Raw genomic sequence first — 14,874 nt, forward strand, 5'->3', positions numbered from 1 at the left:
TGACAAGGGTTAGGTTGGGTTTTCTGACGGCAACCCAACCTACAAATTGAAAACTGACAGACCACTAGTAGTCTGTCGAAGCTAAATTTCCGGGTTGAGATAGGGGTAGGGGGATAGTCCCAGGGATCGCTGCATCAAATCATAAGAGGCTGAGTAAACACCCTTTTCCCTCCCTTTTATTCTTGACTGAACACGAGGTGGGTACCCTTGAGGTAGAGTCACCTCGGCCTCTGTTTCCAAGATTTATTTGCCACATTTAAGCTGATTGCCTTTGCCACCATGACCTCAGCATTTCCAACCCCTGCACTAAGCCTAACCGCGTCTCGGCAGTTCACCGCTTGGCTAGCGGCTCAGACTGCCAGCATTGCTTTCACTACCTACCAGGCAGGAAAAGTATTCTTCATCGGCTTACAGCCAGACGGTAGCCTCTCGGTTTTTGAGCGCACCTTTGAGCGGTGTATGGGTTTGGCGATCGCGGGCAACAGTCTCTACATGAGTTCGCTCTATCAACTGTGGCGTTTTGAAAATGTGCTGCTCCCTGGACAAAAATATCAGGGATACGACGCCCTCTATGTGCCCCAGTTCAGCTTGATTACGGGTGACCTGGATATTCACGACATCGTCATTCCAGCAAATCAGCATTCAGCAGAACAGACGCCAACGCCTATCTTCGTCAACACGCTGTTTAGCTGTTTAGCCACCACTAGCAAAACCCACAACTTTAAACCCCTGTGGCAACCGCCCTTTATCTCTAAACTGGCGGCTGAGGATCGCTGCCACCTCAATGGTCTGGCCATTAGAGAGGGACAACCTCGCTATGTCACCACCGTTAGCCGTTCAGATATGGGGGAAGGCTGGCGCGATCGCCGCTTGGATGGGGGTTGCGTCATCGACGTGCAGAGCAACGAGATCATCGCCAGCGGCCTCTCCATGCCCCACTCTCCCCGCTGGTATCAAGATCGGCTCTGGGTGCTGAACTCTGGCTGTGGCGAGTTTGGCTATGTTGACTTGCAGACGGGCGACTTCCAGCCAGTGGCCTTTTGCCCTGGCTACCTACGCGGCTGTGCTTTTGTGGGTGACTTTGCGATCATCGGCATTTCCAAACCCCGCAACAACCAAACCTTCTCTGGATTGCCTCTGGATGACCTGCTGATTGAAAAAGACGCTGAACCCCGCTGCGGTCTACTGGTCATTGATTTAAACACGGGCGATGTCGTCCATTCCCTACGCATTGAAGGCGTAGTCGAAGAGCTATACGACGTGCAGGTGTTAGAGAACATACGCCGACCGATGGCGATCGGTATTCGTAGCGACGAAATTCGCCGCTTCATCCGCGTAGACGATACACCCAGAGTTTGATCCGGCTGTTTCCATCGCTATCTCGCCATCGTCTAGAGTATGCAACTAGTGATCTGAGGGGCGTCGCTGCGCTACTCTATGAAACATCTTGGGGAATTAGCTCAGCTGGTAGAGCGCTGCGTAGGCAAAGCCTAGCCGAAGGCTATTCGCACCGCAAGGGGGCGTCGCTGCGCTACTCTGGTGAGAATCTTGGGGAATTAGCTCAGCTGGTAGAGCGCTGCGATCGCACCGCAGAGGTCAGGAGTTCGAATCTCCTATTCTCCATTCTCTTATAAGTCATATATATCAGAGGTTATATCGCCCATCAATAAATTGATTCAGAGCTTTGCCGAGTGCCTGAGGTCATGAGCAGTTACACCACTTTCGACCATTTTGGTTAGAACTTGGATCGAAAATTGTCCAATCAGATGCAAGCCAGCGGTGATGACCTCTAAGGCAGATTGATATTTCCCAGTGGCAATTTGACGTTGGATGAGCTGTTGAGAAACACTTGCATGACGGCCTGAGAAAGGCAATTTTTCTTGCCTCTGATTCTCAGACGTAGGTTCGAACCAAGGATTATTGCCTGAAACCACCGTTCTCGTTGAGCTGTGACAAGTATGGGCCAAAAAGAGATGGATTAGAATGACGGCATACTGTCATCCCTTTATTTGACCAGATGGTCAGACGGGCGGATAGGCTGACGCCACTACGGACTGATCGAAAATGCCATGATGATTCCGGCTGTCACGCGAGACCTGACCTTTGAAGCGTTCATTGACGTTGAGGATGGTACTGAACTCAATGAATTTGAACTGGTCGATGGGAGGCTGGTGCTCATGCCGGAGCCGGATGATTGGCATGAAGAGATTTTAGAGTTTCTCTCGTTTATGCTTGAACTGCAGTATTGACGCATGAGATTGCGGTACTCGGTGCGAAAGCGGAATGCATTGATGATTGACAACACGAGAGGCCGCCGCCCTGATGTGGCAGTGATTGATCGTCCTGCAACCCGACGGGAAGATCGGCAACCGGGGATTCGCAGCGTTCCTCGGATGATTGTGGAGATTGCCTCGGGAAACTGGAGTACGGACTTGGTGGAGAAGCAGGAGGAGTATGAGGCGCTACAGGTGCCAGAGTTCTGGATTGTGGATTACCGGGGGCAGATTCCAGCGAAGTATTGTCAGCGGGGGAAGGGAAAGAAGGTGATTGTGCTGACGCTGGTGGATGGGGTTTATCGGAAGGCGGAATATGTGGAGGGGGAGGCGGTGCCGTGTCTAACGTTTCCGGAGTTGGAGTTGACGGTGGAGCAGATTTTGGCGGCTGAGGAATAAGTCAAAGGTTTTACAAAGCTGCAAAGTACCGCCAGCAAGAAACTGCCAATCTGGCAAATTCGCTTCCATAGATGCCCTGAAGTCCATTCTCGGCAGCGATAGCGCTTGGAATCAAAAGCTAACTCAGCAGGTGTTTTTATGTGTACTGTATTTCTCTTAAATAATCGTCATCCGATAACCTAGTTCTCTCATGCAACGCAAGTATATAATACCAATGTACTAAATAGGGAGTTCGAGTGTTACATCGGCAGAAGGCGCTACTTGCAATTCTTCAACAGGTGGGGGGACAAGCAACCACCCTTCAGTTGATGAAGTGGGCATTTCTGCTGGGTCAGGAAACGCAATCTCGTGGTGGTAAGACTTTTTACCAGTTCTTGCCTTTTCGCTATGGACCCTACTCATTTACCCTGAACCGTGAAGCAGATACGTTGGTTCGCAACGGCTTTATGGAGAAGGCTGCCGATAGGCTTTGGCAGTTGACGTCTTTAGGAAGTCAACAGGAAGTTAAGCTGCCTAGAGCGATCGCTCAAGACATTACGACTGTCACTCAGCAGTACGGCAGTTTTTCTGGCTCAGCTTTGATCGAGACTGTCTATGCCAACTATCCCTGGTTTACGGTTAACAGTGATTTGCCGGGACAACGCCGAGAACAGCGCCCCATTGCTGATCCGGCAATTTACACCGCTGGTTATGAAGGTAAGACCGTTGATGAGTTTTTGAATCTGCTGATGCGATCGGGTATTCGTCGGTTGATTGATGTGCGTTACAACCCGATTTCCCGTCGCTACGGTTTTCACAAGAGCACGCTACAGCGGTTATGCAACGCGCTGGATATTGATTATCAGCATTTGCCTGAGTTGGGGATTCCGGGGTCAGCGAGAGCCAATTTGTCTTCAACGGATAGCTATGTGGCTCTGTTTAAGGAATATCGGTGTGGGTTGCCGGATCGCTGGGATGACTTGCAAAGGGCAATGTCGTTACTGAAGTCTGAGCCGAGTGTTTTGGTGTGTATGGAAGCGAATCCGGAGTGCTGTCACCGGAATGTGCTGGCTCAGCATTTGATGGGCATGATGGAGTTGCCAATAAAGCATCTCGGATAAGCGGCATGAGCGATCGCCCGATTAACACGAAAGTTCTGATTACGGTGATGACCTATCCTCATCCGTCGCGAGGATATCAAGAACTGGTTTGTACGGCGGGTATTACTGAAAACGATGAATGGGTGAGGCTGTATCCGATTGACTATCGGTATCGACCGAGAAGTCAGCAGTTTCGTAAATATCAATGGGTGGAGATTGACCTGTTGCCACGTGGTGACAAGAACGATCGCCGCAAAGAGAGTCGAAAGCCGTTTTTGGATTCTTTACAGGTATTGGGGGAGCCGTTATCGACCAAAAAAGGCTGGCAGGAACGGCGGGAAATCATTGACCGAATGCCGACTTATACGGTGAAGCAACTGCGGGAGCTACATGAAACTGAACGCATTTCACTGGGGATTGTGCGCCCGACGAGGGTGCTGGATCTCAAAATTGAGCCGGCTGAATCGGAGTGGAAGCCGGAATGGCAAAACCTGTTTGACCAACTGACGCTATTTGGTCCGGTGCAAAAGCCGCTGCGCAAAATACCGTACAAGTTTAGCTATGTTTTTGAGTGCGAAGACAGCCACAGACCGCACAATGCCATGATTGAAGATTGGGAATTGGGTGTGCTTTGGCTGAATGAGGTGGCTCGATTAGGGGATGAAGAACAGGCGGCTTTGAGTGTGAAGCGAAAGTTTTTTGATGAGATTTGTAGCGATAAGAAAGACACACTGTTTTTTATGGGAACGGTGTTTCCTTACAATACTTGGGTTGTTTTAGGTATCTTCTGGCCACCTAAGCAGTCAAAGCCGGATTTTATTCAAGGTTCACTATTTTAACATTTGTAAACTGGCAAAGTGTTTCAAACCTGACATTGCGGCTCTGCAATTTACAGATACAACCTAAGCACAGATACCAGTTAACGGTTGGCGGAAACCCTCGTTTTGGCGTTGAAACCCACATTTCGCAGGTTGAAAAATAGAATTAGGTATTTTATTGGATACCCTGAAACGCTTGCCATGTAAGCATTTTACCATTTTTTGGTTTTTGCATCCCTCACCGCTGAAAACCAGACTGACATTGGAGCAGAGCTTTCGGCCCAACCATCAGTGACACTTACCTTCCAGTCCAATTTGCCAACTACGATCGTGGATAGAAAACCGTGCCAATTGTTCCTGAAACCCACATTTCGCAGGTTGAAAAATAGAATTAGGTATTTTATTGGATACCCTGAAACGCTTACCGTGTAAGCATTTTACCATTTTTTGGTTTTTCCATCCCTCACCGCTGAAAACCAGACTGACGCTGGAGCAGAGCTTTCGGCCTAACCACCAGAGTCACTTAACTCTCAGTCTGATTTGCCGACCGCGATCGCGGTTAGGAAACTGTGCCAATTATTCCTGAAAGCGATCAGATTGATGCAGAAAGTGCCAAACCTGGGATCATCGCGATTCAGACATTATCCTTAAAAGGCTTATGGGACAAGGCTTTCAAAAACCTTTGATCTCCTGAGGGAACCTGCGAAATGTCGGCTGAAAGCGACCAGATCGATGTAGAAAGCGTCAAATTTGGAATCAACGCGATTCAGACACTATTCTTGAAACACTTATGGGACAAGGCTTTCAAAAACCTTCGATCTCTTGAGGGAACCTGCGAAATGTCGGTTGAAAAACAACCGGAAATACTTTCAATAGATCGGGCTGAAGCGCTTATCTGCTACAGCTTACAAGTCTGGACGCGAGAGAAGAGAATCTATCACCCCCAACAATTTCTCCACCTCCCGGTCTTCTCCCTTCAAAAATACTCCAAAACATCCCCCGAAATACGCACGCGCCGGGAGGTGCCCGTCCGGTGCTGTCATGTTAAAAGTGAGATTTGAGTATAACTTCCATTCTGCTCCAATGCTAAGGAAGCCTTTTGAGCGCCATCCTACGGCAACACCAAACTTTTCCCAACTACTACCGTATGAGGTTGGGCTGCCACAGCTTTCCCAAATTTTCTTTTGCACACTAAAGCCAAACTTCCCCTGGCCATATTTCACCCACAGGCGATCAATATTGTGCAAATCCAGGCAAGGAAACGTCTTGATATCTTCATGTCGTAACCAGCCTTTTTTTTGCTGATCCATCACCTCGCACATACGGTAAGCAGTTTCCTGATCGGCGGCTTCCCATTCTTGGGCGGCTAGCAGGTCGCGCAGATTGCCATAGTAGTTAGCACCAAACCGCTCAGAGCTGAGAGTCTCATCCACCTCATTCATTAGGGGCGGTTTTGCACCTGTCAAAACCTGAACAACACGTTGCTGAAAAGCCTCCAGGCTGTTCCACGTTTCTTGAAGCTTGCTGAGATTGGCAAGAGAATAAGCTGTTCCGCCCCCAATAGTAGGTGGCTCGAAACCGATAACGTCTCTTTGATGGGGCAGTTGAGACCAATCTTCTTCCTCTGGCATCCAGACTATTCGTACCCATCGGAAATAACCTGCTTCGTTTTCTCTCACCTCATCATCCAGCATTTCAACGATATGGGTAATCTTGGCAAATTGGTTCAGAAGCATCAGATCGCCTTTTGATGCTGTTTTTGCGCCTCGGCTAGTTGATAACCAAAACAACTCGAAAACTCGGCTTTCAATATCACCGCCTCCATTCTGGATGCGTTCGACGGTGTAGGCCCAGACACCATTTGGATCTCGAACATTTTTGAGAAAAAGAATTTTTGAAGGTTCACACTCACTCAACTCTTTGCGGTTGACTTCCGGTAGCGACGGTTTTTGAGGCTCAACTTCCGCTTCGGAAACAGACGTTTCTGTAGTGTCTAAATCCTTATGGCTTTCGCTTTCGTGTTGTCGCTGGCGTTCGTCCTCCGACTTTTGCCTTTCGGCTTCTTGCTGCAAAGTTGCTTCAATCTCTTGAGCTTCTTCATCACTGAGTCCTAAAGTGCTTTGAAACCGCTGCATCCGACGACGCATAGCTTCGCTAGGTGGATTTTCATGATTCAGGGCATCAGCAAAAACGTTTGTGTATTGCTCAATCGCCTCGGCCTTAGCTTTGTATGGTTTTAATTCTTCCTGTTCAACCGCTTTGGCTTCTTCAAAGGTCAAACCAAAAGTGGTGCGGTAGCCATCTAAAATGCTGCGACTGAAAGGGGAAATTTCGCCTCCATCATCTTGTAAACATAGGCGCACTTCGTCGCGATACTGTTCTAGTTTCTGCCTCACCTCACCATACTGAGACGATAGTCGCGTCACGATGGGGGCAATATCCATTTCGGTCAAGCCCAAAGCTGTCTGCAATCGATCTAGCTTGTTTTGGTTAACGTCACTTAAGGGATATTCCTGCTGAATAGCTTGCTGATAGGCTGCTTCATACTGGCTGAGTTTGGCCTGCTTAACCGCTTTGAGCTTTTGCCGAACATCGTCAGCAGCCTTCTTGATGCCTTCAGCAATGTTAGTAAAGGCGTCGTCTAAAGTAGGCCAAATATTGGTGTCGGCTACTGGAGCAGCGTTTTTAGGTAAAGCCTGAAGTTTACCAAAGGGAGCTGACGTCCATATACATCGGCGTAAAATCACCGGAATTACGCAAGCTTCTTCAGCTTGATGGCGTTCTATTGCCCGTTTAATTTCAATATCACGGCAGTAGCTAGAAGCGATGAAGTCTGAGCTGATCAGCAGCAAAATAATTTGAGCCGAATTCAGATTGTCTTTAATTTCGCGATCCCATTCATCGCCGGGTAGGATTTTGCGATCGTGCCAAGCACTGATATCACCGCACCATTTCAGTATTTCTAAATGGTTTGCTAGTTCATCCCGCAGCGTTTCATCTTTATGAGAATAGGAGAAAAAGACGGTTACTGCATCGCTTGACATGACTGGACTCTTAGAATGACGATCGCTTTCTTCCAATCATATTCTCCTGTCGAGAGGAGAGCCACCCAACCCCAGGATCGGATGGCTCAAAGGCCAGATATTAACTTCTCTGCTGACAGCACCTCAACAGACTAAACACCTATCCCTACTCCGAAGTTATGAAAATTCCTGTCTTTGGAAAATGCGAGTATAGCAGGCACTAAGTTCGCTAAGTATTCGGGTTTCGCACTATCTACCCCTTCAACCGCTTCTGCATCGTCTCCAACTTCCGCAAATCCACTGCCCGTTTCCGCCGTTGATACCGCTCCTTCGCGATACCATTCACCACCTTCATTACCTTCGGATGCTCCGCTAGATACTGATACGCCGCCTCAAACCACACCTCCTTGGTGATCTTCTCATCCATGCAGAGATGCCGTAGCGCTTTATCAATATCCGCTTCCAACCGCGTAGTCGTGCGCACCAATTGCGGTAGGTCCGACCCTTCACCCTGACTCATAGACATGCTGACGTCAACACCCGCCGACTCATCAGAGTCACTGTATCTTGATGTCACGGCTGCATCTGCATCCGGTTGACGAGACTTCACACGGGACGTCTCCTCCAGCCCATCAGCCCGTGGCGGCACGGTCGGGCGCTGCTGTTGCATCAGTCTCTCTAGCGCATCTTCATTCATGGCCTACACCTGCTCCAAGATCTCAATCACCCGCCGCAGCAGTAATTCCAACTCCCCATACCCCAACTCTGCCAATAACCGTCCCTGCCGAATAGCTTGCCTACAGCGCTCACTCACCAAAACCGATTTGGGGGAGCTGTATGGTCTAGCGTGAACCGTTCGCGTTTTTGGGGCGTTTTCGACTTGGAGTCTGTAGCCACATAAGGATGCCTGTAATCAACAGCGTGAGAAGACCTAAGGCATTCAGGAAAGGATAGACAAAATCTAGGTTGATTTGACCGAACTTGCCTCGGTGCAGCTCCAAAAGCCAGAGGAAGTCGTTGGCGCGTTGGTCGGAGACCGGCCTCAGGCCATCGCTCGCAACCGCAAACTGAAAAAGAACACCTGTTGTTAGCGTCAGCAACAATGGCAGCACCATCACGGGTACTAAGGCTCTATGGAGTTGCCGCAGACGAAGCTGGTTGAATTTCATCGGTCAGGTGGGCCTCAATGCCTCTGTATGACAACCTTCGGGAAGACCATTAGGCTTGCAGCCTCTTTTTTGTGAGGGTGACCTTCATGGGCCAGGGCATTTGTCGAGGCAGCTAGCTGTGTTCCGATAGCTACAGTACTACTACCCATCACTGTCCAGTAGTGACTTTCCCAGCGAGTCATTGCGACCTAATCCTCTGTTCTGCTTGTCTGGTTCAGGCTAATGCGGTTGCAAAGTTCAACTCTTCACCAATACGAATCAAGCGTAATCGATCGTCAATGATCATGCCGCAACGAAGAACACCTGATTCTATATCAGCCTCAAACCGTCGGTTGCAGTTTCGCATCTAACGATGAAATGGGGATGAAATCGACCCGATGCATCAGTGGCAGCAGGCGTGGTACGGGTAATAGATTTATAGACGATGGAGCAGAAAACCATCGCCGCGTCTTCTGTCACTTGACCTTCCAGTTGACCCAAGGGTTTAGCTTACAGCTAGGCAGCATTGAGGGGTCATGTCATGGACGCTTGGGTCAATCGCTTCAATCTTGAGCAGCACCCGTGGGTAAGCGGGTTGATGCCGTTTGGGCTGGGTGTTGCCCTGGCTGGTTTAGTCGGTTTGCTGCTTCATTGGGTACCGTCTCAACCGAGATTGGAGGTATATGCGGTGGCGCTGTCGGCAATCGGAGCGGTCTATATTGGCTCAGCGCTGGCGGAAAAACGAGGGCGGAGCATTTTTTTGGAGACAGCGATCACGATCGCCTGTATTGTCCTCGCTCTCACGGGTTTGTGGGTCTCTCCCTTGGCGCTGATCGCAGGCTACGTATTGCATGGCGTGTGGGACGTCCACCCCATTCACGTCGGGACACAGATTCCCCAGCGCTGGTATCCGCCATTGTGCGTGGGGTTTGACTGGGCGATCGCAGTCTTGATTTTCCTTCAGTATGGCGTTGGATAGCCCTACTCAATCAGCGATCGACTTTTCTGAATCTTGCTGATGCTGATACTAGTGAGTGTGCTGGTCATGGGTAGACGTATCCGCATAGCCTCTCAACTGGTCATATCGTTCGATTTGGTCATCTGAAAGCAGAGGGGTAATCTCCAGGTGAGCTTGCAGATGAGTCGCCCGCAGTTCACCGTACAGACTGGCTAATTCCGCCGTCTGTTGGTCTAGAGTTGCGGGGGCGATTTCCTCCATCGCAAACGACTGGCTGAGCTGCGCTTCCTGCTCAACGATGGTCTCTCCCAACTGCTGAGCCCGACCCTGCATCGCGTTGAAAACGGTTTGAATGGCTTGTTCCTGTTCTGTTGAGAGCGCTAAATCCTCTTTCAAATCCAGGACGTGGAGAGGGCCAGGAAAGCTGTTCAACTCAGCCATGCGGGCATATCCTGCCCCCTGACCCTGCAGAAGGTCATCCACCTCTTGGGCGCTGAGACCTCGTACCGGACTATCGGTTTGCCCAGTGTATGGCGATCGATGAGACGTTGAGAGAAAGATGCCTCCCCAAACCCCCATGCCAATGCCGAGAGTTAATCCACCCAGACCTAACAGCCATGTGCGTTTTTGATTCATCGCAACTTCTCTCAGTACTGATCAAGAATGTTTGGCAAAGGCGGCAGTCTCTCCCGACTCGGTGAAGGAGAAGACGGTGTAGGGTTCGACATAGTCGCCAGCTTCCATTCCAGGAGAGCCGATAGGCATTCCGGGAACGGCGATACCTGCGACGTCCGGTTTTTCAGCCAGCAACCGCTGCACGTCTTCAGCAGGAATGTGTCCTTCCACCACGTAGCCATCCACAATCGTGGTGTGGCAAGAGGCCAGATTGGCAGGAACGCCATATTGCTCTTTGATGGCGGTCATGTCTTCGGTCAGGTTGTCTTTGACGGTAAAGCCAGCCGCTTCCATGTGCTCAATCCAAAGTCCACAACAACCACAAGTTGGGCTGCGATAGACGGTAATTTCGGACGTCATTGCTACTTGTTCAGCAGCATCTGTCCCCGGTTGGGCGTTGGGGTCTGGAACCAGGGAACACCCAGTCGCGGCAATCCCCGTTGAAACCAGTCCTACTGAAATCAGCGCAGACGTAAACGAACGACGATTCATAAATTTCTCCCCACCAAAACCTTGGGCTCGTCAGCCCTTTCTACGATAGTTCAGCTCACCAGCTTGACGCACAATCATGAAATGGAAATGAAATTGAGGGCGATCGCCCTTGGCTCATAAAACAGTTCGAATTTGGCCGTTAAGCCGCCAATTCAGTTTTGGCTGAGATCCGGTTATAGTGACGACGCTCGGTTGAACGAGTGCCTCCCGCCATTTCATATTCAGAGCTATTGCGCCCATGAACAATGGCAATGGCTTGCAGCATTTTGGTCGACTTCTCAGACCACTGCTGCTGGGTGCATCCCAGCTATGCAATGAGAAATAATACTTAGATGTTAGAGCTAGGCTTTGGGCAGTTGACCTTACCCTGATAGCCCTATGGATGCGTCTACGGGCACCTCGATTAATTGCTTTTTGATGAGGGGTGAGACTCATCTAAGATCGCGGAGGTTGGCTTGAAGCCACCAGCTATTTCCTGCAAACGTCCTTCTTGAGCCAAACAACTCGATTGTCTCCCCCAAATTCTCGTGATAGAGACAGTTATCCTATGGTTTCAGCAATCATCGCCTGAGTGTCAAGAAAGGCAAGACGCTTGAGGTTGTACACCAAATTCTTCAAGCTAGATTCGTCTTGGCTCGCGTGATGTCAATCGTGCGCAGCAGTTTGCTACCGCCCTCGGTGATCCAACTGCCAAAAACGTGTTCTACCCAAGAAGTCTTTTTTTGCTCTCAAGTTTTTGTTGGCGCGATTGTAAATCCCAGAACCCTTGCTGTCCCATTCGCCTCAGCCACTAGCTTTGGTACTCACATTCCGCAGGTTGACAGATATTTTTACGTGTGCGTCTGCCTCTCAATCTCTGAAAACCTCATGAACACGCAATCTTTGAATATGTACTTTTCTGACGCGGATGCTTGCTGCAACACTTCTAAACAGTTTTCGCTTTAGACGCCGAGTTGCCTACAGCCTTGCCGATAGGGGGTTCTTTGAAGTAAAAGCTTGATGCGCACCAACAATTAAAAGTCAACCTGCGGAATGTCGGTTGGGACATCTTAGGATCTCATAGTGAGATCATCTTGACGATTTTTCGAGGTGCCTTTAAGGAAGCGACATCAAGCAGCAATTCAAAATTGACTCGCAAAACTTCGGCCCAGTTACTTAGGGGAAGGCTCGATGTTTTGCAAATCTTGGAGGGTGTTTGAGATAAACCTCTTAAATTTTGCTTTGTGTTTCAGCTGTACGAGAAGTTGGAAGCCTTTGGAGAACCTTTCGGAAATTGCCTAACAAGCGACCCAGGCTATAATCTTGTCAGCTTTAAGTGAACTTCTCTCAAGCTACTTTCCATGCCTAGCAATACTATTACTGTTTATGTTGCCTATGCTCGGAAAGATGAACCGCTCTTAACTGAGCTAGGCAACCATCTCAGTATCCTCAAAAATCAAGGTGTTATTACCAGTTGGGATAATCGTGATATTGAAGCAGGTGAAGAAACAAATTCTCTGACAACACGTAATCTGGCAAGGTCACAGATAGTTTTATTGTTGATCAGTTCGGATTTTCTAGCCTCAGATGAATTATGGCAATTAGGTGTAACACAAGCAATTTCACGGCATGAGTCAGGAGTTTCAAAGGTCATTCCTATCATCTTGAGACCTTGCGACTGGGATAGCGCTCTATTTGCCAAACTAAAAGCATTACCAAAATACGGCAAACCAATCACTACTTGGGATAACCAAGATGAAGCATTTTTAGATGTTGCCAAAGGTATACGAAAAGCAATTGAGAACTTATGGCAAGAACCCGAATTTACGAGGCTACAGCAATTAGGAAATACTGAAGAAGAAGTATGTCCTTATCGAGGACTGGAAGCATTTAATCCTGACACAGCTGAGTTCTTTTTTGGCCGACAAAAAACTGTAGAACTCATTGCTCAAAAATTGTCTGCGGCAAACTTCGTTCCAGTTATTGGACCTTCAGGAAGTGGAAAATCATCAGTTGTATTAGCGGGCTTGGTTCCTAGTTTGGAAAGTGACTGGTGGGTGCTAGAAACCATAAGACCAGGCGTTGAACCTATGGCAGAGCTTCGGAAGGTGATGAGAAGCCTGTTCGAACGAAAAGCAGACCTGAATGAAATCACGTCACGCTTGAAGACTAAAGGTTTAGTTTCTGTATTAGAGCTACTGCCTAAATCTCATATATTCCAGACTGGAAAGCGTAAGTTATTACTTATAATTGACCAATTCGAGGAGGTGTTTACGATTTGTTCTTCAGAAGAAGAACGAGCAAAGTTTGTTGATTGTATAACAGAAATTCAGACAGCACAAGACTCACCCTTGTCTATTATTACTACAATGCGTGCAGATTTTGTAGAACAATGGCTTGGCCATGGGGATTTGGTACAAACAATTCAAGAGCACGCAGTATGGTTGGGACCATTGCAAAGAGATGACCTAATTCAAGCTATCACTCAACCTGCCAAAAATCAGGGCTATAACTTTGACCCAGGATTGCTAGAACTGATTTTAGAAGATGTAAAAGAGGAGAAAAACTGCTTGCCTTTGCTAGAGTTTGCTCTGACAGAACTTTGGAAAAAACGGGATTTCCAACAATATAAGTTATCACTGGAAATCTATATGGATATGCAACGTTTGAAGGGTGCCTTAAATCAGAGGGCAGAAGAAGTTTATCAACACGATCTGAGAAGTGATGCAGAGAAGATTTGGGTTAAGCGTATTTGTTTGAGTTTACTAAACATTGGGTTGAACATGAAAGATACGCGCAAGCGTCAGCCCAGGAAAACACTACTGGATATGGGCGACTCTAAAGATACCAAAGATCTCATAAATGATGTGATTGAAATTTTAATTAAAGGGAGACTGCTAGTTGCTACTAAGGATGATGAAATTGACTTGGTACATGAAGCTTTGATGAATGGATGGAACCGCTTTACTGATTGGAGACGGGAAGATCGAGATCTGTGGCGTATGCTTGATTATGTCAAGAGGGAATTCAATTTTTGGTTAAGCCATGAGCAATCTGATGACTTTTTGATGCAGGGTGGACGCTTATCCGAAGTCACTCAAAGATGGCAAGAACTTAAGCCTCACTTATCTATTCAAGCTCAGGATTTCTACCAACGAAGCCATTTTAGTAGAAGAGCTAATAGATCTTTCCAATCAAACATTAATGAATACAAAGAGAAGCTCTCAAACCTCGAAGCTAAACTAGCTAAAAGACTTCAGGAGCTTGAAGAGACTTTGGATTTATCTCAGGACAACTATGCTGAGCAACTTCAAAAGCTCCGATCAGATATTCGAGAACTCATCAGAAAAGCGGATCGATTTGAAGATCGAATGCAAGCTTCTCACGTAGCTTCAGTTTGGCTACTAGAAAATAAAGCCGAGCTGGTTCAGTTCATAATGAAATCTATTTCAAGAAGCCATCCAGAATTCACTCGACCTGGTGGTTGCTTCTACCACACGGACAACCTCCAAGAGGTCCATCAGGATATAGACTATTACGTGACATGGTTAGTTGACAGCCTAAAGAGAGGAGAACCTATTGACAATGAGCTAAAGAAAAATATTTTCTTAGATAAAAGCATATATGCCAAGGCTTTCGAGGTGCTTCAAGAAAATCTCTCACTCAATTCTGTTTCTGATAAAGCAACTGACGAACTTGGATTATATTTAGATTTCTTAGTTGCTTACTTCAGATTTCTAGCTTAGAGCGTGTTTTAGGGGTTCGGATATAGTGTCTTTAACTGCAAATTAAGTAACATGAAATCAAAACCTACGGTGTGACTTTTGACTTTAAAAATTGCCTATTAGGTAGGCTCGACAATATCATTTTCGAGTTGACTTATTGTCTCAAGCACCTGATTCTTACTCTCATTCAGGATCTCTTCTGTATCAGACTCAGCCGTCGTAGGTATCTGACGTTTTGCATTGTTCAAATCTTGCTTGAACTCACCCAGCGGAAATTTATCTTTACTAAATGGACAATACGGGTC

General features: G+C 47.8%; 15 protein-coding genes and 1 tRNA gene. 8 read left to right on the plus strand and 8 right to left on the minus strand.

Going from position 1 to position 14,874, the window contains the following annotated elements; all coding sequences use genetic code 11:
- Positions 1-279 precede the first annotated feature (279 nt).
- Both PN498_RS18005 and PN498_RS18010 read left to right on the plus strand, forming a co-directional pair.
- Positions 280-1,359 carry a TIGR03032 family protein gene (locus tag PN498_RS18005; RefSeq protein WP_272064497.1) on the plus strand — a complete coding sequence of 360 codons (1,080 nt, stop codon included), beginning with the start codon at positions 280-282 and terminating at the stop codon, positions 1,357-1,359.
- Positions 1,360-1,550: 191 nt separating this feature from the next.
- Positions 1,551-1,623 (plus strand) — tRNA-Ala (locus tag PN498_RS18010).
- A gap of 53 nt (positions 1,624-1,676) precedes the next feature.
- On the opposite strand, the gene PN498_RS28630 is transcribed toward PN498_RS18010, so the two are convergent.
- Positions 1,677-1,934, minus strand: coding sequence for a type II toxin-antitoxin system ParD family antitoxin (locus PN498_RS28630; RefSeq protein WP_442951431.1), 258 nt, complete (start codon positions 1,932-1,934; stop codon positions 1,677-1,679).
- Between the two features lie 135 nt (positions 1,935-2,069).
- Here PN498_RS28630 and PN498_RS28510 point away from each other — a divergent pair, with 135 nt between their 5' ends.
- The 4 genes from PN498_RS28510 to PN498_RS18025 all read left to right on the plus strand — a co-directional run bounded on the left by PN498_RS28510 (position 2,070) and on the right by PN498_RS18025 (position 4,590).
- Positions 2,070-2,249, plus strand: coding sequence for a hypothetical protein (locus PN498_RS28510; protein WP_334312268.1), 180 nt, complete (start codon positions 2,070-2,072; stop codon positions 2,247-2,249).
- Positions 2,250-2,252: 3 nt separating this feature from the next.
- The gene (locus PN498_RS18015; protein WP_334312269.1) at positions 2,253-2,672 is read left to right on the plus strand and encodes a Uma2 family endonuclease; all 420 of its coding nucleotides are present in this window, start codon (positions 2,253-2,255) and stop codon (positions 2,670-2,672) included.
- 236 nt (positions 2,673-2,908) lie between these two features.
- Positions 2,909-3,772: a DUF488 domain-containing protein gene (locus PN498_RS18020; protein WP_272064498.1), complete on the plus strand. Its 864-nt coding sequence runs from the start codon at positions 2,909-2,911 to the stop codon at positions 3,770-3,772.
- Positions 3,700-4,590, plus strand: coding sequence for a hypothetical protein (locus PN498_RS18025; RefSeq protein WP_272064500.1), 891 nt, complete (start codon positions 3,700-3,702; stop codon positions 4,588-4,590). The genes PN498_RS18020 and PN498_RS18025 overlap by 73 nt, the downstream gene beginning before the upstream one ends.
- A gap of 884 nt (positions 4,591-5,474) precedes the next feature.
- On the opposite strand, the gene PN498_RS18030 is transcribed toward PN498_RS18025, so the two are convergent.
- The 4 genes from PN498_RS18030 to PN498_RS18045 all read right to left on the minus strand — a co-directional run bounded on the left by PN498_RS18030 (position 5,475) and on the right by PN498_RS18045 (position 9,241).
- Positions 5,475-7,613 carry a GUN4 domain-containing protein gene (locus PN498_RS18030; protein WP_272064501.1) on the minus strand — a complete coding sequence of 713 codons (2,139 nt, stop codon included), beginning with the start codon at positions 7,611-7,613 and terminating at the stop codon, positions 5,475-5,477.
- 232 nt (positions 7,614-7,845) lie between these two features.
- Positions 7,846-8,289: a hypothetical protein gene (locus PN498_RS18035; RefSeq protein ID WP_272064502.1), complete on the minus strand. Its 444-nt coding sequence runs from the start codon at positions 8,287-8,289 to the stop codon at positions 7,846-7,848.
- A 145-nt stretch (positions 8,290-8,434) separates the two neighbouring features.
- Positions 8,435-8,761: a PepSY domain-containing protein gene (locus tag PN498_RS18040; RefSeq protein WP_272064503.1), complete on the minus strand. Its 327-nt coding sequence runs from the start codon at positions 8,759-8,761 to the stop codon at positions 8,435-8,437.
- Between the two features lie 309 nt (positions 8,762-9,070).
- Positions 9,071-9,241 carry a hypothetical protein gene (locus PN498_RS18045; RefSeq protein WP_272064504.1) on the minus strand — a complete coding sequence of 57 codons (171 nt, stop codon included), beginning with the start codon at positions 9,239-9,241 and terminating at the stop codon, positions 9,071-9,073.
- Positions 9,242-9,281: 40 nt separating this feature from the next.
- Between PN498_RS18045 and PN498_RS18050 the strand changes: the two genes are divergently transcribed.
- The gene (locus tag PN498_RS18050) at positions 9,282-9,719 is read left to right on the plus strand and encodes a DUF6010 family protein (protein WP_272064505.1); all 438 of its coding nucleotides are present in this window, start codon (positions 9,282-9,284) and stop codon (positions 9,717-9,719) included.
- Between the two features lie 48 nt (positions 9,720-9,767).
- On the opposite strand, the gene PN498_RS18055 is transcribed toward PN498_RS18050, so the two are convergent.
- From PN498_RS18055 to PN498_RS18065, 3 genes are all read right to left on the minus strand, one after another.
- On the minus strand, positions 9,768-10,334 hold the full coding sequence (locus PN498_RS18055; RefSeq protein WP_272064506.1) for a hypothetical protein: 567 nt from the start codon (positions 10,332-10,334) through the stop codon (positions 9,768-9,770).
- A gap of 21 nt (positions 10,335-10,355) precedes the next feature.
- Positions 10,356-10,865, minus strand: coding sequence for a DUF411 domain-containing protein (locus tag PN498_RS18060; RefSeq protein ID WP_272064508.1), 510 nt, complete (start codon positions 10,863-10,865; stop codon positions 10,356-10,358).
- 139 nt (positions 10,866-11,004) lie between these two features.
- Positions 11,005-11,130, minus strand: coding sequence for a hypothetical protein (locus tag PN498_RS18065; RefSeq protein WP_272064510.1), 126 nt, complete (start codon positions 11,128-11,130; stop codon positions 11,005-11,007).
- Positions 11,131-12,205: 1,075 nt separating this feature from the next.
- On the opposite strand from PN498_RS18065, the gene PN498_RS18070 reads away from it, so the two are divergent.
- On the plus strand, positions 12,206-14,590 hold the full coding sequence (locus PN498_RS18070) for an nSTAND1 domain-containing NTPase (protein ID WP_272064512.1): 2,385 nt from the start codon (positions 12,206-12,208) through the stop codon (positions 14,588-14,590).
- Positions 14,591-14,874 lie beyond the last annotated feature (284 nt).

This window comes from Oscillatoria sp. CS-180 (assembly GCF_028330965.1).
Classification (GTDB): Bacteria; Cyanobacteriota; Cyanobacteriia; order Phormidesmidales; family Phormidesmidaceae; genus Halomicronema.

Coding starts and splice junctions, on each gene's coding strand:
- PN498_RS18065 (WP_272064510.1), bottom strand. CDS start 11,130: ATGCTGCAAGCCATTGCCATTGTTCATGGGCGCAATAGCTCTGAATAT.
- PN498_RS18005 (WP_272064497.1), top strand. CDS start 280: ATGACCTCAGCATTTCCAACCCCTGCACTAAGCCTAACCGCGTCTCGG.
- PN498_RS18030 (WP_272064501.1), bottom strand. CDS start 7,613: ATGTCAAGCGATGCAGTAACCGTCTTTTTCTCCTATTCTCATAAAGAT.
- PN498_RS28510 (WP_334312268.1), top strand. CDS start 2,070: ATGATGATTCCGGCTGTCACGCGAGACCTGACCTTTGAAGCGTTCATT.
- PN498_RS18055 (WP_272064506.1), bottom strand. CDS start 10,334: ATGAATCAAAAACGCACATGGCTGTTAGGTCTGGGTGGATTAACTCTC.
- PN498_RS18060 (WP_272064508.1), bottom strand. CDS start 10,865: ATGAATCGTCGTTCGTTTACGTCTGCGCTGATTTCAGTAGGACTGGTT.
- PN498_RS18070 (WP_272064512.1), top strand. CDS start 12,206: ATGCCTAGCAATACTATTACTGTTTATGTTGCCTATGCTCGGAAAGAT.
- PN498_RS18040 (WP_272064503.1), bottom strand. CDS start 8,761: ATGAAATTCAACCAGCTTCGTCTGCGGCAACTCCATAGAGCCTTAGTA.
- PN498_RS18035 (WP_272064502.1), bottom strand. CDS start 8,289: ATGAATGAAGATGCGCTAGAGAGACTGATGCAACAGCAGCGCCCGACC.
- PN498_RS18050 (WP_272064505.1), top strand. CDS start 9,282: ATGGACGCTTGGGTCAATCGCTTCAATCTTGAGCAGCACCCGTGGGTA.
- PN498_RS18015 (WP_334312269.1), top strand. CDS start 2,253: ATGAGATTGCGGTACTCGGTGCGAAAGCGGAATGCATTGATGATTGAC.